The organism is Paenibacillus sp. UMB7766-LJ446 (assembly GCF_030226665.1).
Classification (GTDB): domain Bacteria; phylum Bacillota; class Bacilli; order Paenibacillales; family Paenibacillaceae; genus Paenibacillus; species Paenibacillus vandeheii.
Window position 1 is genome coordinate 105,858 of the sequence record NZ_JASOYM010000006.1, and the last position, 25,981, is coordinate 131,838.

Annotated in this window: 18 protein-coding genes; all 18 read right to left on the minus strand. The window is 49.5% G+C overall.

Annotated elements, in window-relative coordinates:
• Positions 1-283: 283 nt before the first annotated feature.
• The 18 genes from QP794_RS16580 to QP794_RS16665 all read right to left on the minus strand — a co-directional run bounded on the left by QP794_RS16580 (position 284) and on the right by QP794_RS16665 (position 25,801).
• The gene (locus QP794_RS16580; RefSeq protein ID WP_285078129.1) at positions 284-655 is read right to left on the minus strand and encodes a diacylglycerol kinase family protein; all 372 of its coding nucleotides are present in this window, start codon (positions 653-655) and stop codon (positions 284-286) included.
• The gene (ybeY, locus tag QP794_RS16585) at positions 655-1,149 is read right to left on the minus strand and encodes an rRNA maturation RNase YbeY (protein ID WP_285078130.1); all 495 of its coding nucleotides are present in this window, start codon (positions 1,147-1,149) and stop codon (positions 655-657) included. The genes QP794_RS16580 and ybeY overlap by 1 nt, the downstream gene beginning before the upstream one ends.
• A gap of 33 nt (positions 1,150-1,182) precedes the next feature.
• Entirely contained in the window at positions 1,183-3,432 is a 2,250-nt protein-coding gene (locus QP794_RS16590) for an HD family phosphohydrolase (protein WP_024628469.1), read from the minus strand.
• A 15-nt stretch (positions 3,433-3,447) separates the two neighbouring features.
• Positions 3,448-4,419, minus strand: a complete 972-nt coding sequence (locus QP794_RS16595; protein WP_285078131.1) for a PhoH family protein — start codon at positions 4,417-4,419, stop codon at positions 3,448-3,450.
• A gap of 6 nt (positions 4,420-4,425) precedes the next feature.
• Positions 4,426-5,619 carry a sporulation protein YqfD gene (yqfD, locus tag QP794_RS16600; protein WP_285078132.1) on the minus strand — a complete coding sequence of 398 codons (1,194 nt, stop codon included), beginning with the start codon at positions 5,617-5,619 and terminating at the stop codon, positions 4,426-4,428.
• On the minus strand, positions 5,616-5,909 hold the full coding sequence (yqfC, locus tag QP794_RS16605) for a sporulation protein YqfC (protein WP_024628472.1): 294 nt from the start codon (positions 5,907-5,909) through the stop codon (positions 5,616-5,618). The genes yqfD and yqfC overlap by 4 nt, the downstream gene beginning before the upstream one ends.
• 177 nt (positions 5,910-6,086) lie before the next feature.
• Positions 6,087-6,707, minus strand: coding sequence for a hypothetical protein (locus QP794_RS16610; RefSeq protein ID WP_094937326.1), 621 nt, complete (start codon positions 6,705-6,707; stop codon positions 6,087-6,089).
• 13 nt (positions 6,708-6,720) lie between these two features.
• Complete coding sequence (gene floA, locus QP794_RS16615) at positions 6,721-7,731, minus strand: flotillin-like protein FloA (RefSeq protein WP_024628474.1); 1,011 nt, start codon at positions 7,729-7,731, stop codon at positions 6,721-6,723.
• A 161-nt stretch (positions 7,732-7,892) separates the two neighbouring features.
• Positions 7,893-9,215 (minus strand): NfeD family protein, encoded by a 1,323-nt coding sequence (locus tag QP794_RS16620; RefSeq protein ID WP_179132823.1) that lies wholly within the window; start codon positions 9,213-9,215, stop codon positions 7,893-7,895.
• Between the two features lie 335 nt (positions 9,216-9,550).
• Positions 9,551-9,994, minus strand: a complete 444-nt coding sequence (locus QP794_RS16625) for a GatB/YqeY domain-containing protein (protein WP_024628476.1) — start codon at positions 9,992-9,994, stop codon at positions 9,551-9,553.
• A 15-nt stretch (positions 9,995-10,009) separates the two neighbouring features.
• Entirely contained in the window at positions 10,010-10,183 is a 174-nt protein-coding gene (gene rpsU / locus QP794_RS16630) for a 30S ribosomal protein S21 (protein ID WP_005547957.1), read from the minus strand.
• A gap of 198 nt (positions 10,184-10,381) precedes the next feature.
• The gene (locus QP794_RS16635) at positions 10,382-10,741 is read right to left on the minus strand and encodes a histidine triad nucleotide-binding protein (protein ID WP_024628477.1); all 360 of its coding nucleotides are present in this window, start codon (positions 10,739-10,741) and stop codon (positions 10,382-10,384) included.
• A 211-nt stretch (positions 10,742-10,952) separates the two neighbouring features.
• Entirely contained in the window at positions 10,953-11,246 is a 294-nt protein-coding gene (locus QP794_RS16640; protein ID WP_285078309.1) for a hypothetical protein, read from the minus strand.
• Between the two features lie 495 nt (positions 11,247-11,741).
• Positions 11,742-15,161, minus strand: coding sequence for an SbcC/MukB-like Walker B domain-containing protein (locus QP794_RS16645; RefSeq protein WP_285078133.1), 3,420 nt, complete (start codon positions 15,159-15,161; stop codon positions 11,742-11,744).
• Positions 15,158-16,342, minus strand: a complete 1,185-nt coding sequence (locus QP794_RS16650; RefSeq protein WP_285078134.1) for an exonuclease SbcCD subunit D — start codon at positions 16,340-16,342, stop codon at positions 15,158-15,160. The genes QP794_RS16645 and QP794_RS16650 overlap by 4 nt, the downstream gene beginning before the upstream one ends.
• Positions 16,343-16,414: 72 nt before the next feature.
• Complete coding sequence (addA, locus tag QP794_RS16655; RefSeq protein WP_285078135.1) at positions 16,415-20,728, minus strand: helicase-exonuclease AddAB subunit AddA; 4,314 nt, start codon at positions 20,726-20,728, stop codon at positions 16,415-16,417.
• On the minus strand, positions 20,725-24,231 hold the full coding sequence (addB, locus tag QP794_RS16660; RefSeq protein WP_285078136.1) for a helicase-exonuclease AddAB subunit AddB: 3,507 nt from the start codon (positions 24,229-24,231) through the stop codon (positions 20,725-20,727). The genes addA and addB overlap by 4 nt, the downstream gene beginning before the upstream one ends.
• Before the next feature lie 193 nt (positions 24,232-24,424).
• Positions 24,425-25,801 carry a class I SAM-dependent rRNA methyltransferase gene (locus tag QP794_RS16665; protein ID WP_079349661.1) on the minus strand — a complete coding sequence of 459 codons (1,377 nt, stop codon included), beginning with the start codon at positions 25,799-25,801 and terminating at the stop codon, positions 24,425-24,427.
• Between the last annotated feature and the right edge of the window lie 180 nt (positions 25,802-25,981).

Consider the following 25,981-nt stretch of genomic DNA (forward strand, 5'->3'; position numbering starts at 1 on the left):
TCTCTCCCTTTGGGGTGTATATAAAGTTGCACTCAATGAGTTAAGTTCAACTTAAGAAAATTTGCACTGGCCTCTTCGCTGCCAGAACAACCTTACGATCGCTGTTATCCCCAGATTTTATTGATTCCCTTTTCCAAAGTGAAAATCCGGTGATAAAGGCGAACGCTTCGCTTCTACAGGTTATTTCTGACCTCTCCGTTATTGTGCAAACCAGAAGTTCAACTTAAGGATGAGTCCAACTTTATAATTAGTGTGTAATATTAAAATCAAAACAAAAACAAAATCAGAACAAACCCAGCCAGCTCATCACTGGCTTGATGAAAACGATACACCCGATGATGACGGCGAACACCGCAGCCAGCAGAACTGCACCGGCCGCGGTGTCCTTCGCCGCTTTTGCCAGCGGATGTATATGCGGATGCGCCAGATCTACAGCAGCTTCCACTGCTGTATTCATCAGCTCCGTCACAAGAACCAGAAATACGGCTGTCAGTACAAACATCCAGTCTGTTCTTGAAATCCCGAAAAAAAATCCGGCTGCACACATCAAAATGGCGACTCCTGTATGAACTCTTACATTCCTTTGAGTCCGCAGCCCGTATACGATTCCTTCCGCAGCATTGCGGAATACCATCCCCCAGGAGCGCCTTTTCATTATCGTGTCAACCCGGCTTGAGCGAGTACCGCTTCCTGTTTGCCCATCATTTCTGCTTCACTGGCCTCATCCTGATGATCATATCCAAGCAGGTGCAAGAATCCATGAACAAACAGGAACCCGAGCTCACGTTCAAATGAATGCCCATATTCTTCACTCTGCAGGATGGTCCGTGGAACCGAAATAATAATATCCCCCAGAACATCCGGCATTTCTTCCATTTCTTCATCCTCGTCCAGTTCGTAGATAATATCCAGTTCCTCATCCACAGTCTCATTCATTGCAAAAGACAATACATCCGTTGGACGATCAGTGCCGCGATAGTCACGGTTCAGCTCATGGATCTGTTCATCATCTACAAAAGTCAGAGCCACTTCCCCGTCCGCAACACCTTCTGCTTCTCCGGCAAGGTTCAGCAGTTGCTCCAGCATTGCAATTATCGGTTCGGTAATTTCTTTATCTTGTTCATTATTCCATGCTAGGTTAAGACTCATTCTTTCATACTCCTGTCTTCTCATATTAGCGAATCAACCCGCCTCAGGCGATGTTGGCTTCGGTTTCTTCATTTCCTCCGGATATTCAATCCTGGAGTGGAATATACCCATGACGGTTTCCTTAAGGGTTTTGGCAACGATGTCCAGTTCGCGCATCGTCAGATCACAGTCGTTAAACTGATGATCGTCCAGCCGACCTTTAATTATTTTTTCGATCATGGATTCCACTTGTTCCACGGTAGGCTTACGCAAGGAACGAACTGCAGCTTCCACGCTGTCAGCAATACCAACAATTGCCGACTCCTTGGACTGGGCCTTGGGACCCGGATAACGGAAATCATCTTCCGTGAAATCAGGTTCCACCCCTGCTTCCTCGGCCTGACGCAGCGCTTTGTGATAGAAGTAATGCAGGAAGGTTGTACCATGATGCTGCTCGGCAATGTCTCGAATAGGCCTTGGCAGCTTATAATCCTTCTGCATCTCCACACCATCCCGTGCGTGAGCAACGATGATGGACTTGCTCAGCTTGGGATCAATCGAATCATGCGGATTTTCCATATTATTTTGATTTTCAATAAAATAAATGGGTCTTTTGGTTTTGCCAATATCATGGTAATACGAGCCGACCCGACATAACAAGCCGTTTGCACCAATTGCCTCCGCTGCCGCCTCTGACAGGTTTCCGACCATCACACTGTGGTGATATGTGCCGGGTGTCTCTGTTAGCAGTTTGCGCAATAGCGGATGATTGGGATTAGACAATTCCACCAGTTTCAGGGCAGACAAGATGCCAAACGAGGTTTCGAAAAACGGCATCAGCCCAATGACTAATATGGCGGTCAGTACGCCTCCAGCAAACGCGAATCCAATGCCATACAGCGTTGTCGTCCGGTTCCAGTCACTCGAGTCAATCAGAGCCAGCGTGAAGACCGCGATTGATCCGAACAGACACACCATAATGGCGCCTTTCAGGATCGTAGACCGCTGACTTGCCCGATGGGTGGCAAAGATCGCAACAAACGATACCAACACCGCGAAGAAACCAAGTTCAAAGTCAAAAATCTGACCCTGATGTGTATTCAAAATAATGCTCGACAGCATCCCGATAATAATCGAACATACAAAAGCAAGTGATGTATCCAGCAGTAATGCAATTAACATTGCGCCTACGGCAACAGGGGCAAGAAAGCCTACATATGACTTCTCACTGGTCTGGAGTATCGCTGTGACGTGCATAACCACAATGGTAATAATAAATATGAGAACAAGCATCAGCAGCTGAGCATTGTTATATTTGAAATGCGTTCCGCTGAATTGCTGAATATACATGAGAATCGCTGCCGACAACAGACAGGACAGCATAAGCAATCCAAGCTGAGGCCAATAGTTTACTTCGTTTTTCAGCAAATCGTTCTCGCCCAAAAGAGTGTACATCTCCGGGGTGATCATCTCACCCTTGGCAACGAGCGTATCTCCTTGCTTGATAAAGACCGTTTGAGTATTCTCACGCGCCTGCACTTTAGCTTCTTTTGTACCCTCTTCATCGTAGAAACGGTTCGACGTTACTACAAGACGCGCAAGCTCCTGTACAACCTCACGCTGTGTACGTTTGCTAAGGGAGCTCACACTCACCATCTCGGCCACTTTGGCACGAGCTGTTGTAGCCTCGCTAATCTGGTCGGTCATTAATCTGGAGACGATATCCCGCGCAACGGATTTCATCTCCTGAATATCATCCGAAGTCAGACGTGAAATTTTGATATATGTTTCTTCCGGGATACGGTAGCTTTGCTCCTGTACCACATTTCTGATCTCTTCCAAAAGAGTTTCGGAGTATGTACCCGCTTTCCGGTTGTTGTTGATAAAATTGGACACAAAGTCTTTCTGGCGCTGCGGTATTTCATCACGATAGATGTCAATCTTGTCCTGACTGGAAATCTGATCATCCTGATTCAATCGATCAATACGATCAAGCAGCGTGGTCATCAGATTTTCATTCCGCATCTGCACGATCTGAAACATCGGCTGCACACGTTCAGCAGCTTCTTCTTGCGCTTTCAGTGTTGCCTTGGTATTGGGAATCTGCATGGGCGCAGCAATATTCACTTCACTTCGTGTGCCTTCCTGAATATCATACCGCTCAGGGAGCAGTTTAGAAGCAAGACTCACGTAGAAAAGGATCACCAGAAACAAAAACAGAAGATAGCGTGCCCACACGCTATACTTCCATCCTGTAGCTCTATTTTGAAAAGATTTGCCTTTTGACAGTTCCTTCGAGGTCATCGAGACAATCCCTTTCTATTCTTGATTTTCTGCGGCGTAGTTATAGGCGACGATAATTTTCTGGACGAGGGAGTGCCGTACAACGTCTTGCTCGGCAAAGTAGACAAATCCAATCTCTTCCACTTGGCCCAGTATTGAATTTGCTTCCACAAGCCCCGACTTTTTGCCGCGCGGTAAATCAATTTGTGTCACGTCACCGGTAATGACCATTTTGGAACCAAAACCAAGACGGGTCAGAAACATTTTCATCTGTTCTGGTGTCGTATTCTGGGCTTCATCCAGGATAATAAACGAATCATCCAGTGTACGTCCCCGCATATAGGCTAGAGGTGCAATTTCGATCAATCCGCGCTCCAGTGCCTTGGCCGTCTGCTCTTGTCCCATAACATCATACAAGGCGTCATACAAGGGCCGTAGATAAGGGTCAACCTTTTCCTGAAGATCACCAGGCAAGAAGCCAAGACTTTCTCCCGCTTCAACAGCAGGCCTTGTGAGCACGATCCGTTTGACGCTTCCTTCCTTGAGTGCTGCCACAGCCAGCACAACTGCAAGATACGTTTTACCTGTACCGGCAGGACCGATACCAAATACAACATCACGTTTTTTAATTGTAGTTACATAGTGTTTCTGTCCAATCGTCTTAACCCGGATCGGTTTGCCACGGTAGGTCGTTGTAATCTCACCTTTGAACAGATCAAGAAGCTGGTCTGCACGCAGTTCCTTTGCAAGCTCAATGGCATACTTAACGTCCCTTTCGGTTAACACATATCCGTTACGTACCAATTGCAACAACACATCAAATAATTGTTCAAGTGATTCCACATTTTGAATGTTGCCATGAATCACAATCTCCGCTTCACGGGATGCGATCTGGGCGGGAATCTCGGATTCAATCAGTTTCAGAAAAATATCTTGGGGTCCAAAAAGAGATTGACCCTCTCCCGCACTTTGGAGGGAGATTCGTATGCTGCGTGTTTGCTCTGACAAATAGCCTCATTCTCCTTGACTATGGACTAACGGAAGTTCTTCCGCAATGCTTTCTTCTACTTCAAACAATACTTTCATATAAACTTTACCATTCTCTTTCTTCTCATGCAAAATTTTTTCACTTAAAATTTTCGTTCCTTTGCCATTTTTGGCGATAATATCGTTTCTCGCTCCTTCCAGTCCTTTTGTTCTAGCCCATTCTATCGTGTTTTGCTGCTCTTTTTCCTGAGTTTCCAAATCTTTCTCTGTCAGCCATCCCATGGGAAGTGTGAAGGATCTCCAGGTCAGCGGTTTATGATTACTTTCTGTATCAAATGAGGTGAAAGGCGTATTCCCGTATCCCCAGAGCTGAATCGCCCATTTCCCCAGCACAATGTAAAAACGTTCCTTGCTCTCCCCGGTCATCGTATTAAGTTTTTGCACAAGGGGGACTTCGACCTGATACTCACGCCACACCAGTCCACGTACTTCCCCTTTGGCAACAATGGTTTTTGTATTCTCTTCATCTCCCAAAATACCGGATATCAGTACCTGTCCCTTCTTGACACGCATGTCCTTCTGCACGACAGGGCGTCCCTGCTCCGCGTATATTTGAGTGATTACAGCGTCTGTTTTACTGACCAGATGTCTCGGGTTCAGCAGCGGTTCACGCTTGGGCTGTGCTGACTCCACGACCTGAATGGTGATGGTTGTCCCTTCTTTGCTCACCCCAATCCAGGTTACATCCGGCAGAGCGAGCGCGAGCTGTCTGGAGAGCTTGTCCTGGCTTTGCAGTCGAAATGCCCACTGGAAGGGGTAAATGCCTTCTTTCTTTGCTGCCGCGAGCACTTCATCCGTGGGAATCGTCACATTGCCTTTGACTTCTATATTCCAAACCATCGATGATAACGCAAACAGAGCTGCTATAAAAAACAGCATGCCGCCCAGAAAGAACTTCCTTCTCAATAAACGGGCTGCAAAAAAAGGAAATCCACTCCGGTGTGTCACCTTTACACGGCAGCCTGTCCGTTTCAGCAAAGGACGCAGCCTAAAAAAATGCGGTAGCAGAATATACATTTCTGCCTTGCGCCCGTCATGGGCACGCAGGTCCCATACTTCCAGTCCCTGCTCTGCCACCGTGTTGATCAATGCTTCAATATCCCCCCCAGTGACCATGATTCGGACTGCTCCGCGCAGTTTGTACAGACTGGGCTGCTTCATCCGTTCCCCTCCGCTCCATTCATATGAATATCCAGAATTGTTCCTTCAACAGCCACTTCATCCGGCAAAATATTGCGAATCATCAATTCAGTCCCTTTGATCTCCAGCTGGCCTTGGGAGAGAGCCAGAACGATGCGATCCGGTGTAAAATGAATGACACCACGATGATTCTCTATATACAATTGCTTTGTGCCGATCAGGGTTAACCGTGGCATATCGTAAAGCACGTCCTGCGGCAGATCCAGAACTTCACTGGTCCATCTGCGCAGCTTGCGGCTGATCCGGGTCATTCGAAGGTCTTCCCCCTTCCTCTACAGTTCAACTTATGCGCAGATTCATGAAATTATGAAAACTACGGACCGTGTTAGATGTGAAATGTGAGAAAAAAGATGAAGAACGCAAAAAAAGCCGTCCCCGGCATATTGCTCACCAGAAACGGCTCTATTCCTTCTACATCACTTAGATTGTTACAGTTTCCCTCTTGAACCGAAAGGCTGCTTGGATCGAGGAGCACCCAATACTTCTGCCCATAAAACACCCGTACGAATGTCTTCCGGACGAAGCTGGGAATTTCCCGATTCACTTGATTCCACTTGATCCCAACTGGAATCGGCCACAACAGGTTTGTTTGAAGAAGAAAAGCGATTTAGCCTTTCTTGAATCAGACGTTGTTGTCTTTCGAATTCTTTCTTTTGTTGGTCAAGCGAACGTTCCATCTCACCACTAAAGTTTCGGCTACCTACTTCATCTGAAGGACGTGAGGAAGCTTGTGGTCCTGAATACGGCTGATCATAACGACCTTCATCATACTGGTTCTCATACGGTTCATCGTACTGGTTCTCGTAGGGTTCATCATAACGAGTTTCACCAGCAGCTTCAGTGCTGGCAGTTTTCTTTGGAGAGGTCTGCGCTGGTGAACGGTCGGACTGATCGGAGTCACCACTGCCTCCAAAGGTCGGCATTCCGTTATTCTGACGCTTTTTGTTTGGATCAGATGATTTAGCTGCTTTTCCAAGAAAAGAAAAGAGCGCAAAACCGATGACAGCCACGATATACAGATTATTAAAAATCCATTCGAATAGGCCCATATATACTCACCGCCTATCTTCCGTTTTTGGAATCACCCTGATCGTTAGAATTCGAGCCCTCAGCAGGTTTTCCCAGTGTGTTACGCATTTGAGTGTCAGCTTCAATATTTTTGAGGTTCATGTAATCCATAATACCGATTTTACCACTGCGTAGAGCCTCTGCCATCGCAAGCGGTACTGCGGATTCTGACTCAACAACACGTGCTCTCATTTCTACGACGCGTGCTTTCATCTCTTGCTCTTGAGCTACGGCCATTGCACGACGCTCTTCCGCTTTGGCCTGAGCGATCCGTTTGTCAGCTTCTGCCTGCTCAGTTTGTAGAAACGCACCAATGTTCTTACCTACATCTACGTCCGCAATATCAATGGACAGAATCTCAAAAGCAGTCCCGGAATCCAGACCTTTGGATAAGACAGTACGAGAGATCAGGTCCGGATTTTCCAAAACTTCTTTGTGGGAGTCCGCTGAACCATTCGTACTTACAATACCTTCACCAACCCGGGCAATAATCGTCTCTTCACCCGCACCACCAACAAGTCGATCAATATTGGCACGAACTGTAATTCTTGCTCGTACGTTGACTTCAATACCATCTTTGGCTACAGCAGAAACTACAGGCGTTTCGATTACACGTGGGTTAACACTCATTTGTACAGCTTGCAATACATCACGACCTGCAAGGTCAATCGCAGCAGCACGTTCGAATTCGAGTGGAATATTTGCACGTTGAGCAGCAATCAGGGCATTTACAACACGGTCCACGTTACCACCAGCAAGGAAGTGACTCTCAAGTTGGTTCATTGATAATTGTAGACCTGCTTTAGTTGCTTTGATCATAGGATTTACGATCCGGCTAGGTGTTACACGTCTGAGTCTCATCGCTACGAGCGTAATAATACTCACACGTACACCGGATGCAATTGCCGAGATCCAGAGCATTACTGGGAAAAAGCTGAAGAATACGCTCAATACGATAATTGCAACAACCGCAATGAGCAAAACCGTAATCATGGTTGGTTCCATAGTATAAATTCCTCCATTTTCGTTTTGATATTGGCAAAAATTATATGAACATACATTCATAAATCTGCTACTAAATTAAAGATTACACCACTTCGCAGGCACCTTCAGCATAGTGGTTATGTACGGTTGCCTAAGCCTGAGCAGCCTGGCAACTGAGCGGATTAAACCGGTAACGATTGTTGAACAACAATGCGTGTACCTTCCGCTTTAATTACGACAATCGGTGTATTCACCGGAATGAAATCCCCATCGGATACGACATCAATTCGTTCCCCGTTAAACATCGCTGTTCCGGCAGGACGAAGTGGTGTCAGGCTGATTCCCTGCAGCCCGATCAGTTCTTTACGTTCTGTAGCGGAAGAATATCCCCGGTCAGCTGACAATCTGTCGCTTAGGATGAATCGATTCCATATCCCTCGATCCTTAAACAGAATAACGACAATCGCAATGACAACAAGCGCAGCCCCAAAAGCAATACCCAACGATATGAAAGCATCGCTTGTATCATAAGCTGCCCGTACAACACCTGCCACCAGTGCAATTGATCCCAGTATGCCAAGAATCCCCATACTCGGAATAAACATTTCCAGAATCATCATGATGAGTCCGACAGTGAATAACACCCATGTCTCCGCACCGGCAAAACCAGCGATGTAATTCCCTGAGAAATAAAGCACAAAGCACACGATACCAACAATTCCAGGCACTCCGAATCCAGGTACAATCAACTCAATGATTACACCAGCTATTCCAAGGAATAGCAATACCGTCATGACGACAGGATTGGTCAGAAATGTAGATATGTTCTCGGCGGCTGTTCTCTGAACGGTGAACACATCATCCTGACTGTAACCGAGCCAGGCTGCGGCTTCTTCCGGCGTATTGCTGATATGGTCCGCATAACCCACTTTCAGCGCTTCGTCGGCCGAGAGAGCAATAATTTCACCTTTTTCTTTGGTTTTGTTAATCTCAGGCATCTTCACGACCATGTTAACATCCGTCATTCCAGCTGCAATTTTGCCGTCACGGCCACTTTTCTCTGCCGCTCCCTGCATCTTGCTCTTCCAGAATGCAACCAGCTTCGGATCATCGACATGTTTACCCGTGCTGTCCACCATCGCTGCCGCACCGATCATACTGCCTGGCGACATTACGATCTTATCTGCATTCAGAGCCAGAAAACTTCCGGCTGAGGCAGCATCTCCACGGACAAATGCAACGGTTTCAATTGGACTTTCCTTAATTAAGGTACCCAGTTCTTCAGCCGTGTCGACACGCCCTCCCGGCGTATTGATATCCAGAACGATCAGGCCAGCATTCATCTCTTCTGCTTCCTTGAACCCGCGTTCCATAAACTTTCCAAGTCCCTGCTCGATTGGTTTATCCACCGGAATGATATATACGGCGCCACTTTTCTCAGCTGCATGCGCTGACGGTGATCCAATCCAGACAGGAAGCAGCAGCGTCAGTAGCATCATGAGCATTAATGACCCCGTAAGCTTCTTCCGGCGCTTTCCCTTCACAAATAGTCCCCCCTTTTCCATTAATGTTATACTGTCCAGCTTATGGTATTTATTACGTACAATGCAACATTTCGTTTCAAAATCTTAGAATTATATTTGAAATCGCCAGCAATTGCAACATTCCAAATCCATTATCATATATATTATCCATTTAAAAGCAATATTTGTGAATTTCTTTTAACAGATGAATGACTTCCCAGCCGGTTTCAGGTTTCTTCTCAAACTGAATACCGTATCCAATGGTGTAAACGGAAAAAACACCCCCTGACAAGTCAGGAGGTGTTCATTGATTTGCTTTATTGCAGAAATTGTTGAACTGCTTGATTTACCAGTTTGCCATCCGCTTTGCCTTTGACTTTCGGCATAAGGGCAGACATGACTTTCCCCATCTCGGCTTTCGAAGAAGCACCGGTTTCCTGGATGGTCTGCTGTACAATAACTTTAATTTCTTCTTCGGTAAGCTGTGCGGGAAGGTACTGACTGAGTAATTCAATTTCCGCTTTTGCATTTGCCGCGAGGTCATCACGGCCCGCTTTGTCAAATTCTTGGAGGGCATCTTTGCGCTGTTTGATTTCACGACTCAGAATATCAAGCACTTCGTTATCATCCAAATCTCTTTTCAAATCTATTTCAAGATTCTTGATCGTCGAACGAATCAACCGAATGTTGGAGAGCTTGAACTTGTCCTTGCTCTTCATCGCTTGCTTCATATCTTCGTTCAATCGTTCGCTAAGATTCATGTAGTTAAAATCCTCCTAAAACTTTCTCTTACGAGCAGCCTCGGACTTTTTCTTGCGCTTTACGCTTGGCTTCTCATAATGCTTACGTTTCTTCACCTCAGCCAATACGCCATCTTTTGCGATGGAACGTTTAAAGCGACGAAGTGCAGCATCAATAGTCTCGTTTTTGCGAACTTTAGTTTCAGACACCAGTTTTCCCTCCCTCCGACCAGACCGTCCAAGAGCAATAACACGGTTCATCACCTTTCATTATAGGCGAAAGGTAATAAACGTGTCAACCTTAACGTAATGATCATTTATTTTATGTGAACTTCAGCTCCATATTCATGCCTTTTAAGCATATATGGATAAGTCCTGAATCAGAGTAAACTGAGTAAACTTGCTCGTTTATTTGTGGGAGTCAGACAAACTTGTCAACACGCCGAGTCGAGTCCCACCAAGCAAATGATAGTGCAGATGATGAACGGTTTGTTCTCCATCTTTGCCACAGTTATTAATCAGTCGGTAACCTGTTTCTTCCACACCGAGACGCTTGGCCGCTTCTTGCGCAGCCAAATGAATCTCACCGATCAACGGCAGATCTTCTGCGGTTACTTCATTCATGGAAGCAATATGTTTCTTGGGAATAACGAGTACATGGGTCGGTGCAGCGGGCTGGATGTCATGAAAGACGATGACATGGTCATTCTCCAGTACCTTATTGGAGGGGATGCTGCCCTCTACAATTTTGCAAAATAAGCAATCCATTGTTCATACCCTCCTTTGGATTAAAAATTATGTATACCCTTCTATCATACCGGAACTGAAAAGCAAATTCCAATCGAACCTCTTCAGTTATGTCATTCAAACCGGGATGATGGACAAAAAAACCATTCACATCTTAGTGGACTGCTGAGAGCGTACACCAAAGATGTGAACGGTTATATTGGCTACATGCATGATGATTCATTTTTTTCTATTAATAATAAGGCAATAAGGATAATGCAGTCAGTCCAACCAAAGGTAGTACCAGTCTGTTAAACCGTCTGCGACCGTAACCATAATAGGGGTATGGATAGCCGAAGCCCGGGAAGAATCCCCGCGAATGAGCGGGATAAGTAACTGGCATCATATTGGGTCCCCAGTTCGCTTGATTAACCATGGCTTCATTTCCCACGGGAACAGCCAAATAAATCATGTCATCATCCACGTTTTCCATAATGCCATCATAATGGGCACCGTCATGCATCTGTACACACACATAGCGATGCATGTGTTCCTTACACAGTTTCTTCGCTTCTACCTTTTCCACGTTTCATCGCCTCCGGATATGCTCTTCTCTTCATCACCCTTTCATGGTATTCAGATCTGGGCGAAATGACACTGTGAATGACAAGAGTTTCAGAATCGGGGTCCAAAAGAGTGAAATCAGTATAGAAGTTGTGCCTGTGAAATAAAAAATAAAAAAAGAAGCACCCCGTTGCAGTTTCCATACGGAGTTCTGCTGTCGCGGACGTCTAACCAGGAGTATTCCTGATCAGACGTCCGCCGGGGTACTTAACATAAAGTTTGTCGGCTTAACTGTAGTATAACAACAGGATGAACCTGTATCTGTGAGCTATCTCACTCCACTGACTCAGCGAGTATAAAAATGAGATTCAACCCAACTTAGTCAGTTAAGAGTTCCCTCAGGATCAACACCTTCTAAGGTTGGTTCCTGAGGGAGTCACAATTGGGACTCATTTAAAACCGTAATGTGTTCCGTTTCCTATAACGTTTCCAGAACCACACGAGAACCAGCTCCGGCTTCACCCGCGGGAATAACCACAAGTTTGCGTGGCAAGCGTGCCCGCAGCTCCGGAACGTGGCTGATAATACCGACGGCAAGACGGTCATCATGCAGTTTTTCTAACGAGGTAATGACAGTATCCAGCAGTTCAGGGTCCAATGTGCCAAAGCCTTCATCCAGAAAGAAGAATTGCAGCGGGTATTGACCGCGCAGCTGAATCTGGGCAGACAGAGCCAGGGCCAGTGATAACGAAGTCAGGAACGTCTCTCCACCGGACAAGGTAGACACCGGACGTTTAACCCCGCCGTTTGCATCGTCACAGATGACAAAGCCACCGCCCGAATCCACCTCAAGTGAATAGCGTTGTTTGGTCAGAAAGCGCAGTCGCTGTGAAGCAGCCTGACTAACCTGCATCAGCTGTTCTTCTGCAATATACTCGACAAATGCGTTACCTCTGAAAGCTGCTTGCAATTTGCTAAGCATTTCACCTTGCCGGCTTACTCCCACTCGTTTGTTCTCCAACTCGGTCCATCGAACATGTCGCTGCTGCACATCTTCCAGATCCCGTTCTGCACGCGCCTTGGCTCTAAGGGCTGCTTCATCCTCTGCACGAGACATCTGCAGTCGCTCTGTGCATGCCAACCATTGTTCCTCAGATACAACGGCTCCGCCCAGTTTCTGTTCCAGCTCACGTAATTGAGAAACAAGTTCACGATCACGATCACGATGCTGCTGAATTTCCGCGGCCAGCTGCTCCGCTTCCTTGGAAGGAAGGGCTGCTTCCACCACGGCAGTCTCGGAGTCAAATGGTGATTGATCCAGTAATTGTTTCCAGCGTTCCTGCGCCTGCTGCAAATGCTCTGCTGCCGAGGCTGCGGCTTGATGGGCCATGACATCCTTCTTGGCTGATTCCTGCTTCAACGCATCTGCTTCCTTGAAACGCTGTACCGACTCAGCAGCCACTCTTCGCAGTTCATCCAGTCGAGTCTGGGCCGCAGCAATCAAGTCCTCGACCCGTTGCTCGCCAACCCATTGACGCAGACGCTCTTCCTTCTCAGCAAGCTGTTTGCTGTTGCCTTGCCACTCCGTCTGCCACTGAATCAGCTGTTTGTCCAATTCGACCAGCTTCTGCTGGAGAGACTGTACCAGCTGTTCTTTCTCTTCAAGGAACGTCACGCTCTTATTCAATCGTTCCTTGATGTCTTCTGCGCGCGCGTCGCGCTCCTGCATCGCCTGATGGAGGGCCATGGCCTCCTCTTGAGCGATGCCTGGCAGTTCCGCGGCCCAGCGGCCGTGCAAGGCGGCTGCGGCGGCCTCACTCTCGGCCAGTCGGCGCTCCGCCTGGGCGAGCCCGGCTTGGCCGGCCTCTTGCGCAGCAGCCGCTTCCATGCGGCGCTGCTGCGCGCCCACAGCCGCCTGCTGCAACGCGGCGGCTTCCGCTTGCAGCGGCGCTGCGGCAGCAGCCAGCGCCCGCGCGGCTTCGCGCAGTGCGGCGGCACGCTCCGCCCAGTCCGCCGGGGAGCGCCCGTGTACGGGCGACCCGGCGGGCTCTGGCTCCGCAGCCGCAGGTGCGGCCTCGGCTGCGGCCGGGGCTTCGCCGGCCGCAGCGCCAAGCTGCGTCAGCAGGCTGCGACGTTCGTGCAGCTGCTGGCGCAGCCCAAAGCGCAGCTCCTGCAGCTCCGCGTGCAGGCTGCGCAGCAGTTCCAGGTCCGCATCGCCTGCGGGCGGACCTTCTCCCGGCGGCGCAGCCGGGAGCGGGTGGTGTGCGGAGCCGCACACCGGGCATGGCTCGCCGTCGCGCAGCTCGGCGCGCAATGCGGAGGAGAGCCGGTGCAGCTCCTGCTCGCGCATCGTTCCGCGCAGCTGCTCCTCCGCCCTAGCCAGCAGGCTCTGTTCGCGGCCAATGTCCTGCTCACAGGCAAGCAAGGCCTCAAGACCCGTTGCCGCCTGTTCAATCAGCTGCTGACGCTGTTCACTCAGACGGCCCTCTTCCTGGGCAGCCAGCTTCAGCCTGTCAGCACCCTGCTCAGCCGACTGCTTATTGGCTACCATCTCGGCCTTGTTCTGGCGTAATTGCTCCGCCGCCGTATCCAGACGATGTCTCAATTCCAGTGCAGCCTGCAGCTGTCTGCGTTCTTCGGACTTCACTTCATTCGGCTTAAGGCTTTCCTGTAATTCTTCCCGTCGTTTACGGCCACGCTGCTGAAGTTCTTTTTCCTTCTCCAGCTGTTGTCCAATGACGTTCTGTTCCGCCTGTCCTTTGTCCAGAAGTTGCTTAAGACGGGTACTATCCTCTCGGAGCCCGTCTCGTTCCCGCTGCAACGCCTTGGCCTGTTCCAGCTGTTCCAATCGAAGCAGCAACTTGGGTTCTTCCTCGGCCATCTGCACACGAGCCGTTTCGGCCTTCTCGCCTTCCAGCACAGACAGCCGTTCATGTTCCACTGCTTGCTGGTGAGCCATCTCGGCTGCATCCTGACGCAACTTCTGCTGCGCTGCTGCATCACGCATCGTCTGCAATGAAGGGAGTATCGCATCTGCAGCCCCTGCCTGCTTCAGCCGTTGTTCACCTGCTTCGATCTGTGGTGCACGTGCTTTCAGCTTTTCGTGTTCCTCCGTGCGTACCTGTCGTTCTTGGCTTAACTCACGGATTTTGCCGAGCTGTTCGGCTTCCTTCATCGCTTCATCAAGCGCTTTACGCGACAGCTCGGACTGCTTCACAGCAGCTTGAAGAAGAAGCTCCGTTTCTGCCAACGTCTCTTTGCTGGCATTACCGAGCCCTTGCTGCTCCGCGGCCAGTGCTTGATGAACCATATCATTGTCCTTCACCCGCCGGCTGAGCTTGATAGCAAGCTGATCTCCATACTTCTCCAGATGGAACAATCGTTGCAGCATCTGGCGCCGCTCACTGCCTTTCAGTGACAGAAACTCTGCGAATTTCCCTTGCGGAAGCACAACGGCCCGCGTAAAATCATCCATTTTCAACCCGATGACGTCTTCAACACAGCGATTCACGTCTGCCAGCTTGTCAGCCAGCACCTGTTCCTCTCCGTTGACAGTTTCGATGAATTTGCTAATTGTGTTGCTTACCGAAATCTCATTGTTTCGTTTGAAGCGTCGTTCCACCCGAAATCTTCTTGTGCCTTCTGCTGATACGAGTTCAAATGTAAAGGCAACAGACAATGAATCCTCCGCGTGATTCATAATCCCTTGGGTACCGTTAACCGCACGTTCCACTTTTCCGTACATCGCGAGCGTAATCGCGTCGAGCAAGGAAGATTTGCCGCTGCCTGTAGGACCAAAAATGCCGAACAAACCCGTTTCAGTCAATACGGTGAAGTCAATCTCCTGTGTCTCTCGATAGCTTTGCAGACCCGCAACTTTTAATAGAATAGGCTTCAATTTCCTTCGACCTCCTCACGCACACCCGGCTCGTCCTCATCGACAAGTTCAAGGAACAGCTGTACCAGACTGTCTTCAGGTAATGCTCCACCCGTCTGACGCTGATAAAATTTGCGAAAAAGCTCATGCACCGGAAGCTCGGAACGTTGCTCCAGAAGCCCCGCTGCCGCCATCTCGGGATAGACCGGACGAATATGTATGATCCCTTCATGAGACTTCCGCAGCTGCTGGATCTCCTTCAGAGACATGGCATCATCCAGCCATACTTCCATATCGATAAAAGCTTGAGGATCGCGCCCTTCATCCAGCCACCGATAGACCTCAGCCAGACCGCCACGCGCCTTCCAGCGCACAAGTGGGCGGCCCGAGGTCAACAGTAATTCCTCCACATTTGCAGCCCCACCTGGTGCCAGATCAACCATCGTGACGGACTTGCTCTGCCCCGCTTCGGAGAAACTGTAGGCCAGCGGAGAACCACTATATCGGATCACACCTTCCCCTTTAACGGCCTGCGCACGATGGAGATGACCCAGAGCTGTATATTGCGCACCTGTCGATAGTGCGGAAGGGTCAACCGTATAGGCGCCCCCTACCTGAATCGGACGTTCCGAATCACTTTCAACCCCGCCCAGAACATAAATATGGCTCATCGCCAAATTCACCGTCTCCGGACGAAAAGAAGCAGCCAGACGCTGCATTAACATGCCAACCCGGCGACTGTATGCCTGACGAAGCACATTCTCGTCCCCATCCGTTGTCAGCAGTTCGTTCAATCGCGCTTCCGAGGGATATGGCAATGCAGCAATCTGTGCAGTCTCTCCAGTTCTCTTTGCATGGATGGTTACTGCTTCTGAAGTAGGCATACCTACAAGTGTAATTCCCTGTCTGTTCACAAGCGGGGTCACCGAAGCCACTCGCTCCGGCTGATCATGATTTCCGGCAATGACCACAAGTGGTCTTCCCTGTTCCGTCAGACGCGCCGCTGCCTCGTAAAACAACTGTTCCGCCGATGCAGGTGGATTAACGGAATCGTACACGTCTCCAGCCATCAAAATGGCATCGGCTTGCTGCTCATCCGCGAGTCTAACAAGCTCATCCACAAAATCCTCCTGCTCTCGCAGCCGGCTCCGTCCCTCCAGCGTTTTTCCCAGATGCCAGTCTCCTGTGTGCAAAATACGCATCGTCCGTTCAACTCCTCTCTCATGCAATATCAAATGATACAAATTTCATCCGGCCGTTTGAAAATTTTCGCTTTATAGCTTCACAGCATCTCCACCATCAAAAAAGTACAGCCACTTCCGGTCGACTTTCCGACCCAGGATATCTTCAATGGCCCGGCCATACAACTCCAGCTGAAAACGATAGTTTTCCGTCAGTTTGTCCAATCCGCCACGATGCTCCAACACCTGATCTGTCTTGTAATCAAGTAAAACAAGTTCGCCATCCACCTCATACAGGCAGTCGATAATCCCCTGTACCAGCACCGTTTCATTTTCTAATGATGCCTGCATCTTACCGTCTTCCTCCAGCGTTTGCATGCCGGCATTCGGTGACAGTTCATGAAGCCATTCGGCAGGAGACTGATGTGCCGGAAGTCCATAAATAAATGGAATCTCCCGTTTCACCCACTCCGCACGCAGCAATTCTGTGCCAGGTGCTGTATAGAAGAATTCAGCAAGTTGTTTAGAATCAATCACCTCTGCCTGGTGGGGAAGCAGAATCTGAAGTTCGACTAACCGCAAAAGTGTCTGCTCAACAATTTGCGAATCAACGAGTGAGCCATTTACAGGAAGATGCTGCATCAACGTATGATATACGGTTCCCCGTTCGGCTCCGGTCAGTTGTTTCTCCTCCATAAATTTGGGACGACGCAGATGCAATTTAAAGGTTGAGCTTCCATCCTTCAGCCCACGGTTCTCAGAAACCGTGAAAGCCTCCACTTGTTCTTCCATTTCATCCATCATCTGAACGGACGGATGGTCCTGCATCGCAAGCAATGTTTTCAGCTCGGTGACCGATGTGCTGGCAGCCACTTGCGTTGCTGCTTGATGGGGATATGTCCACGACAGTCGTTTATCAACCTCGCGAATTAGCTGTACTCCCTTTTGCGCACCTGCTGCTGAAGATACATCTTCATCCCCGATGTCTCGTAGGGCTGCATCTTGTCCATCCTCGGTCATCTCTATTTCTGTTGGGCTGGGAAACAGCTCCACAGGCTGAACTGCTTTTAGGGCAGCAATACGCTCTTTCCGCACTTCTGTCATGCCTTCATCCTCACCAAGCGTCTGATCCACAACTATTTCTCGGGATACTTGATCAGCTGAAATGACGGAAATGCCCCAGCGTGATTCATCATCCACAAGGCAGGCAGCAAATGAATCAGTGCCTCCCGCAAGTTCACGCAGCAAAGCTGCATCTGGATGTCTCATCAGGGATGGACCGATCCAGTCCAGATAATTCCGTCCTGCTGCAAGCAGGTAGTCAGGCAGCACCCGTTCCGGACTGTCCTTAATCTGAGACCAGGCGACTGCCTTTTTAACAACGTCTTTCACAGTACCGACCAAAATCATTTTCTCTTTTGGACGGGTCAGAGCCACATAGAGCACCCGCATCTCTTCGGCAAGCAGCTCAAACTGGGCACGACGACGAATCGCCAGATTTGCCAAGGTCGGATAGGCAACCCGAATCTCACGATCTACAAACCTCGGGCCAAATCCCAGCTCCTTATGCATCAGAAACGGCGAATTCAGATCCTGCTGATTGAACATTTTGGATATGCCCCCGACAAAAACAATAGGGAATTCCAAGCCCTTACTCCGGTGAATCGTCATGATGCGTACTGCATTGTCCTGTTCACCAGTACCACCTGCCACAGTCCCAAGATCTCCACCGTTCTCACGTAGTCTGGACACGTAGGTCAGGAAGCGGAACAATCCACGGTTGGCCGTTGCCTCCTCATATTGCCGCGCGCGATCATATAGGGCCTTCAGGTTACTTTGACGCTGCATACCTCCAGGTAGGCCACCAACCCAGTCCAGATAACCCGTTTCCCGATACATTCGCCAAATGAGTTCGCTCAAGCTGCCCTGTCTGGCTTCCAGCCGCCACTGCTCCAGCTGACGCATAAAACGAATTAACTTTTGCTGCAGCTCTGTGCTGGTACCGTTTTCCCTATCCGCATCATCGCTTATACGTCCACCCATGCTTGCATCTAGACCAGCATCCATAACCTCATCTATATCTGCATGTACAGAGGATTCATGTATGCCTTCCATAACGTCTGCCTCGGCGGATACCGCCGATTCCCGCCGCCCCTGTTCAATCTCTGACCAGACTTCCGGCCATTGCAGCTGAATTACGGATGAATCAGGATGCGAAGCGTGCTCTCCATGGCTGGAGATGTTCGACGAACTTGCGAACGCTCCTGTAGCGGATACAACAGCATCATAGAAAGACTGTCTCTTGTCCCCAAGGCGAATCTGGGCCAACTCCTCTTCATCCAGTCCGACAATTGGTGAACGAAGCACGGAAGCAAGCGGAATATCCTGTCTTGGATTATCCACAATCTGCAGCAGGGACAACATTACTTCCACTTCCGTCGCCTGAAAATACCCTTTGCTCTGTTCCCCTCCTGCAGGAATACCCTGCTGTCTGAATTCCTCAATCATGAGTGGAGCCCACATCAGGGCAGAACGCAGCAAAATGACAATGTCTCCATAACGCGCAGGTCGCATGGATTTGAGGGCTTTATCATAAACGTTAAGGGCTGGTTTATCCGTATCTCCGACCATTTCACGAATACGGCGAGCCATGGCTCGAGCCTCCAGCTGAGCGGTTTCCAGCTCGGCACTCTCCAGCTCAGCAGAAGGCAGAGCATCCCCATTTTCGTCCGTGCTTTCTGTCAGATCAGGCCCTCCACCTTGACGATCAATCAGCATGAGTTCAGGCGTATATGCCTCATCTCCAAGCGTCTCTGCCGGGAAAGTAGCCCCATAAGCGAGCTGCGCTCGTTCATCATAGGCAATCTCGGCAACCCCTTCGTTCATGAGCTGCTTGAATAACATATTGACCGAATGGACTACTTCTGCGCGACTGCGGAAGTTCCGCGCAAGATCAATACGTCGTCCTGCACGTAATGAGCCGTTCTCTCCGTCCGCATCCGTATACGCTGCATATTGACGGTATTTATTCAGAAATAGGCCGGGTTCAGCCAGACGAAAACGGTAAATGCTCTGCTTTACATCACCGACCATAAAGCGGTTCCCCGGATTTTCTCTGGAGATCAGTCTGACGATATCTTCCTGTACCGTATTGGTATCCTGATATTCATCCAGCAGCACTTCATCAAAACGCGCCCGGTATTCCATTGCTGCATCCGAAGGCATGGAAAGCTCAGGCGTAGAATCCTCATGACGCAAAATGTGAAGACAATAGTGCTCCAGGTCACTGAAATCGACCTGACCGCGCTCCTGCTTGGCCTGTCGATATCGCTCTCCAAATACACTGACCAGCTTGGACAGCTCTTGCATGAGTGGTGCCGCCTGTTCCAGCTCCTGCCAGAAAGAAAAAGCACCTCTTCCAAACAACGACCCTTTCAGGTCCGTAACGGCTTTTTTCGCAGCCTCACGCAGTTCCTTGACCTGTTCTTGTAACCCCGGGTCCGTCTGGTCCTTTTTGCAAGGCTTCAGCTTGCCAAAAGCTGCCGGCTGAAACACTTCAGGCAATCTTTCCCAAGGCATCACCTCAACAGCAGACAGAAGCTCTTCCACCATCACCAAATCTTCTTTTAACGTATCTGCATAAGGTTTTGGGCCTTCCGGCTGCATGGATATGCTGATTCCTTGGCGCAGAAGTCCCGCCGCACCACTCAGGGCAAGAGCGGCATCGCGCAATATACTCTGAACCCATGCAGAATGGCCAAGCGCCTCGACACTTTCTACCTGAAAAGCAGATGCCATCTCCGCAAGCCAATGATCAGGCCAGGAATGACTGCGCGAGAAATCATACAATCGCTGCACAAGTCGATGCATCGCATCATCATTTCGTTCCCCACTGAACCAATCCACCAACTCACGGAATGTACTGCCTTCGTCTTCTTCCCCGTACTTTTCTTCGAACAACTGCTCCAACAATTCCTGGCGCATGATTTCGGCTTCATTTTCATTTAAAATTCGAAAAGCCGGGTTTAGTGGTATTTGCTGATAATACCGACGGATGACTTCCATACAGAATGAATGCAGTGTCGTAATCGAAGCGCGCCCAAGCAGGGACAATTGTTTGCGCAGATGTTCCTCCGCAGGTTGCTCTTCAAGTGCACGTTCCAGCGCTTCCCGAATCCGCTGCTTCATCTCGGCAGCAGCAGCTTTGGTAAATGTGGCGACCAGCAAACGATCTACGCTGAATCCACGGGAAGGGTCTGCGATCTTGCGAATAATCCGTTCAACCAATACAGCCGTCTTCCCGGAACCCGCTGCAGCAGCAACCAGAATGTCTTCTCCACTCTGTGAGATGGCACTCCATTGGTCATCACTCCAGAAGCTTCCCTCCGGTTTTGGCATATTCGTCATGATGTTTCCCCTCCCTTGCCCTGAGACAGCATGTCCCAGATTTGCTGTTTGCCCGGTTTGGACAACAGATTATATTCATTACCTTCAATATTTTCATCAAATTGACAGACTGGCTTGTACGGACAGAAGGTGCATGCAACCTCCTGCTGGATACGGTAAGGCTCAATCGCCACATCCCCTTCCGTAATTCGGGTGCCAATCTCGCGGATATTACTTCGAACTGAAGCAAGCAAGGTATCCCATTGCTCTGGTGTAGCTACAGCCGCACTGCTATAAAAGCTGCCATCCGCCTTAAGCGCAATCGGAATAATGGCTGAATAACCCTTGTCCAGGGTGTTGTCCATTTGAGCGATCGCATCCCGGTCCGCCAGCAGCAGGCCTTTCATTTTGAATCGTTTCAGCAGTTCTTGTCCTGCCTGCTCAGATGTCATGCCGTTCGCGGATTGAAGCAACGGATTATGCACATGGAAATAGAGTGTTCCTCCAGGCATCGCCGATTCTCCAAGCCATTCCTCGGCAGCACTAAGCAGCACCTCCAGATACGTGAGCATCTGTAATGATAGCCCATAATACACCTCATGCAGTTTGAGATCGGTCTGGCTCGACTTGTAATCAATGACTCGCAGCAGCAGGCCGTTCTCTCCTTCAGCCACATCCACACGGTCGATCCGACCCACAATCTCCATCACACAGCCATTTTCCAATTCAAAACGCAGTGGTGGCAGCGGTTTACCTGGGCCAAAATCAAGCTCCAAGCCAATCGGCTCAAAACTTCCCCGTCTGGACTGTTCACCCAATATAACCGACGCCCGGCTAACGATGTCCTTCAGCTTGCGGAAGATGTAACCATACCGTTTTGTGCTGAGCAAAATCTCTCCCTGCAGCTGTGGTGCAATCTGCTCCACGGTGTGCTCCGCTTCCTTCCGGCATTCCTCCGGAGACAGACTCCCCCAGCTGCGATTTTGCTCACGCAAACGTATTGCAAGCTGACTCAAGGCAGCATGGAACAGTTGTCCAATGTCGGGAGCCTGTAAGCGATACAGTTGGCGCTCTTTCAGCCGCAGTCCATGAGATGCAAAATGGGAGAACGCACACGCCACAAAACGCTCCATTCGCGAGACACTGGTCCTTACCTCTGTGCCATATAATCTACGGCTGGTAGCGGTACGCAGTGGTAACGCCCGATTACGATAAAAGACCGATCCAAGCAATTGCTCCAGCTGAGGCCTGCTCGTCTCACGAGAGACATGCCAGTTATAGATCGCCCACCACATTTCAGGAATATCTTCTCCACGACGCCATCTGCGCAATTGTCCGATGAGATAGGAAAGACTCTGATCAGGATGGATAACGTAAGACCAGTGTACCTCTTCCACATCCGTGACCGGCGGCTGGGCAAGTAATGGCTGCTCATTCAGACCGAACATCTTCCGCACATGTCGTACAATTTCCGAGGGCAATAGTGTTTTGCCTTCATCATCTGCGACAGGGTAACTGAGCCATAACTGCTTGCTCGCCGCTGTCAGGGCGGTGTATATCAAAAAGCGTTCGTCCAGCATTTGTCTTGTTGCCCCTGGTCCAAGCCCCATACCTCTCTCCGTCAAGAGCAGTCGTTCCTGCTCGGTTAATACACCATCATCCTGAGGCACGGCAGGCAGCTCCCCATCTACCGCACCCAGAATAAATACGTACTTGATATCCTGAAGACGTGTACGATCCATCGATCCAACCAACACCTGATCGAGCGCTGGAGGAACGAGTCCCAGCTTCAGTTCGGTTAACCCGGTCTCCATAAGCCCGGCGAACAGATCGATATCCAGCCGTTCCGCCCCCATCATATCGACCATCTGGTCCAACAGATCAAGGACGGCACCCCACATTTGACGATGCTCTCTCGATCGTTCCGGATCACCCTGGACCTTGGCTTCAGCAGACATATGATCCAGCTTCCAGGGAATCTCGGCATCCTCCAGCAATCGATAAAGCGCCGCACATTGGTCTTTGGCTGTCTTTGCCTTGCTCATTCGTTTCTCAAAAGCACCCAGTGGATCAACAATCACTGTTCGGCATTTTTCCATTAAAGACAGCATCTGCTCCCGTCCCCGACTGCGGACATCCTGATCATTGTCTTCCAGAGAAAGACTGGGCACGTACTTCCATGGCTTTCCATCTGTCCAGCGGTACCCGTGAATTCCGCAAGCCAGTATATAATTTTCGAGCTGGTCCATATCTTCACGTGTGATGGATCCGTCTTGTGGAAGCAGCAGATCCGTTTTGACACAGCGAAATACATCCTCATAACGCCAGCGGCGGCGAACGATATCCAGTGCCGAACGAATAAATTCAGATAATGGATGATGTAGTTCATTTCTTCTCCGATCCAGAAAGACAGGCACACCATAGTCCCTAAATAGGGGCTCAGCAATGTCCGCATATGTATCCAGCTGACGAACGAGCACTGCCATATCACGGTAACGCGCACCTTCATCTTGAGCCAGACGACGCATCTCACGGAGTGCCCCTTCCATCTCAGCCCGACGGTTCTCAGCTGTGTAAATTCGGATACCTGCATCGCGACCTTCACTCATCCAGCGAACCCTGCGATCAAAACCAGCCTCCAAATGAGCCAGTCCAGGACTGCCTTCATATCTAGGCAAAATTTCCGGTTGAAGCACGGTTGTCTCACTAAGGACCCCCAAATCCTCTGCCATGCCTTTGAGGCGCGTGTAAGCACTCGCTGTAGGATGGAACAGCTCCAATTCTCCTGGAAGTGCACCGTGGTCGTAAGAACGATCCAACGTCAATGCAATTGTGACGGAAGAAGCTTGCAGCATTAATCTTCCAATAACACTCATTTCCTGCGGGGTAAATCCTTGAAATCCATCAATCCAGATCTGTGCATCTTGCAGAAACGTGCTTTCCGTCAACCGCTCTGTCAGTTCAGTCAACGTGTCTTCATCATCGATATATAGTTCAGTCAATTCCTTTTCATAGTCGCGGTATATAAGAAGCAAGTCATGCAGCTTGTCTCCCAGAATCGGTGCTGAGGAGGAGGAAGTATTCCATGCGGAAAGTCCTTCTTCCAGCGAAGTGGGGTCAAGTTCATAACGTTTAAACTCACTGTATAAGTCATTCAGTTCTCCTATAAATCCCAGCTGGCTGCCCGATGCTCCAAACAGCTTCAATTCTTCTTTACGGCGCTGGAGCACTTTATAGAGCAGCATTTTTTTTCCTTCAGCGCCAATGGGAATACGCGCAGAACCACCTGCCTCCTGCATTACCCGGTAGGCTAATCGGCGAAAACCAAGCACTTCAGCACGCATGGTACCTTTAATAGCCCCTGAAGACACCAGTGACTGCTCGGTTCGAAACGAACTCTGTTCCGGAACCAGCAGAATCAGCGGTTTACCTTGTGGTTCCTTTTGAAGCAGGGATGTGATTTCCCGGGTAATCAGCGCGCTCTTACCGCTGCCTGCCCGGCCAATAACAAAGCGTACGGACATGTTTAATCCTCCAAATCATCACGAACAAGATTTTAATTCCCAGTATAACATATTTGACTTGGTTCGGAACATACGTTTGCCACTATCCGGCAATTCTAGAGATCATCTGTGCAGCATAGCAAAAAGCCCGCAGCTTATCCAAACTGTGGGCTTTTGCTTAAATGTATGTCCGATTTAGATTGAAATCGCTCAATTAATTCTTTTTGCTGCGCACTTCGAAGATGGCAAATTTCAGATAGTGACCTTCGTCTACACCCAAAATTTGGGGATGATCCTTACCGGCTGCTTTCCAGTCGATCAGACGCAGCACTTTGCCTGCGTCTTCGGCTGCATCTGCGATCGTTTCCAGAAAGAGATCCGGACGCATATGGTAAGAACAGCTTGCCGTTACCAGATACCCGCCCTCATTCACCAGCTTCATTCCTTGCAGATTGATGTCCTTATATCCACGGCATGCGCCTTTGACTGCTGATTTCGTTTTGGCAAACGCTGGCGGGTCCAGGATGACCACATCAAAAGTTTTACCACCGGCTGCAAGCGCTTTGGAAGTATCCACTTTCTGTTCACCAGCACGCGCACGTACATTACGATCATCAAGTCCTTTGACCTGCTCACGCAAGTATTGGAATGCATCCGCAACGACAAATTCGACCCGGTCAGTGAAACCGTTCAGCTCTACGTTGGTTCGTGCACTTTCAATCGCATGCTCTGAGATATCAAGGCATGTTACTTTTTTGGCTCCATATTTGCAGGCGTTCAATGTGAAGCTGCCTGTGTGGGAGAAACATTCCAACACAGTGGCTCCGTCCCAATAAGGGAACGTCACAACCTTGCCGCTTTTATTGACAGGAAGTAACTGCTGCGTACCATCCTGCTCGGTCTGTTGGAGCGTAATACCACTCTTGTAACCCCAGCCCTTCATAAGCGGTTCGATGGCTGCGCGATTTTCGCGCTGGTCGAAGAAATACCCTGTTTTCTGACCCTCCACGATATCTACCTTAATAAGCAAGCCGTTTTCCGTTACCGTGACATGACGCGGGCAATCCCCATACAGTGGCCCTTTCGTCTGCTCCAAACCTTCCAGTTCACGAATGGACACATCACTGCGTTCATAGATGCCTTCCGGCTGCATCACTTCAATTAGAGCTTGTACAATCGCTTCGCGGCAACGGTCCATACCGAGTGTGAGAAGTTGAACAACAAGAATGCTACCAAAACGGTCAACGATCAGTCCTGGCAGAAAATCGGCTTCCCCATAAACGAGACGGTATGCCTCTCCATCCTGGATAAAACGCTCCCGGTGGCGCAAGCAATCGCGGAAACGCGCTGCAAAAAACGCGGTATCCATTTGTTCAAACTCCAGAGGTTGATAGGCCACGACTCTAACTGTGATTTGAGATGCAGGATTATAGTATCCTGTCGCGAGATAGCGACCTTGATGATTTAATACGTTGACCAGATCTCCCGGCTCGGGGTTTCCTTCAACTGAGGCGATTTCATTGTTATATATCCATGGATGTGCATGTTCAAGCCGCTTTTTGCGACTGCGTTCCAGTGTAACTGATGGCAAGATAGATCCACTTCCTTTAATTTATTGTTCAAAAGATAGGCTTGGTGCAAAGGAGACCGCTTCGGGGATGGATTGGACTTTCGATCGCTGTTGTCTCCAGATTTTTCTGATTCCCTTTCTCCAAAGGGAAAATCCGGAGACAAAGGCGAACGCTTCGCTTCTACAGTTCCAATTCCATCC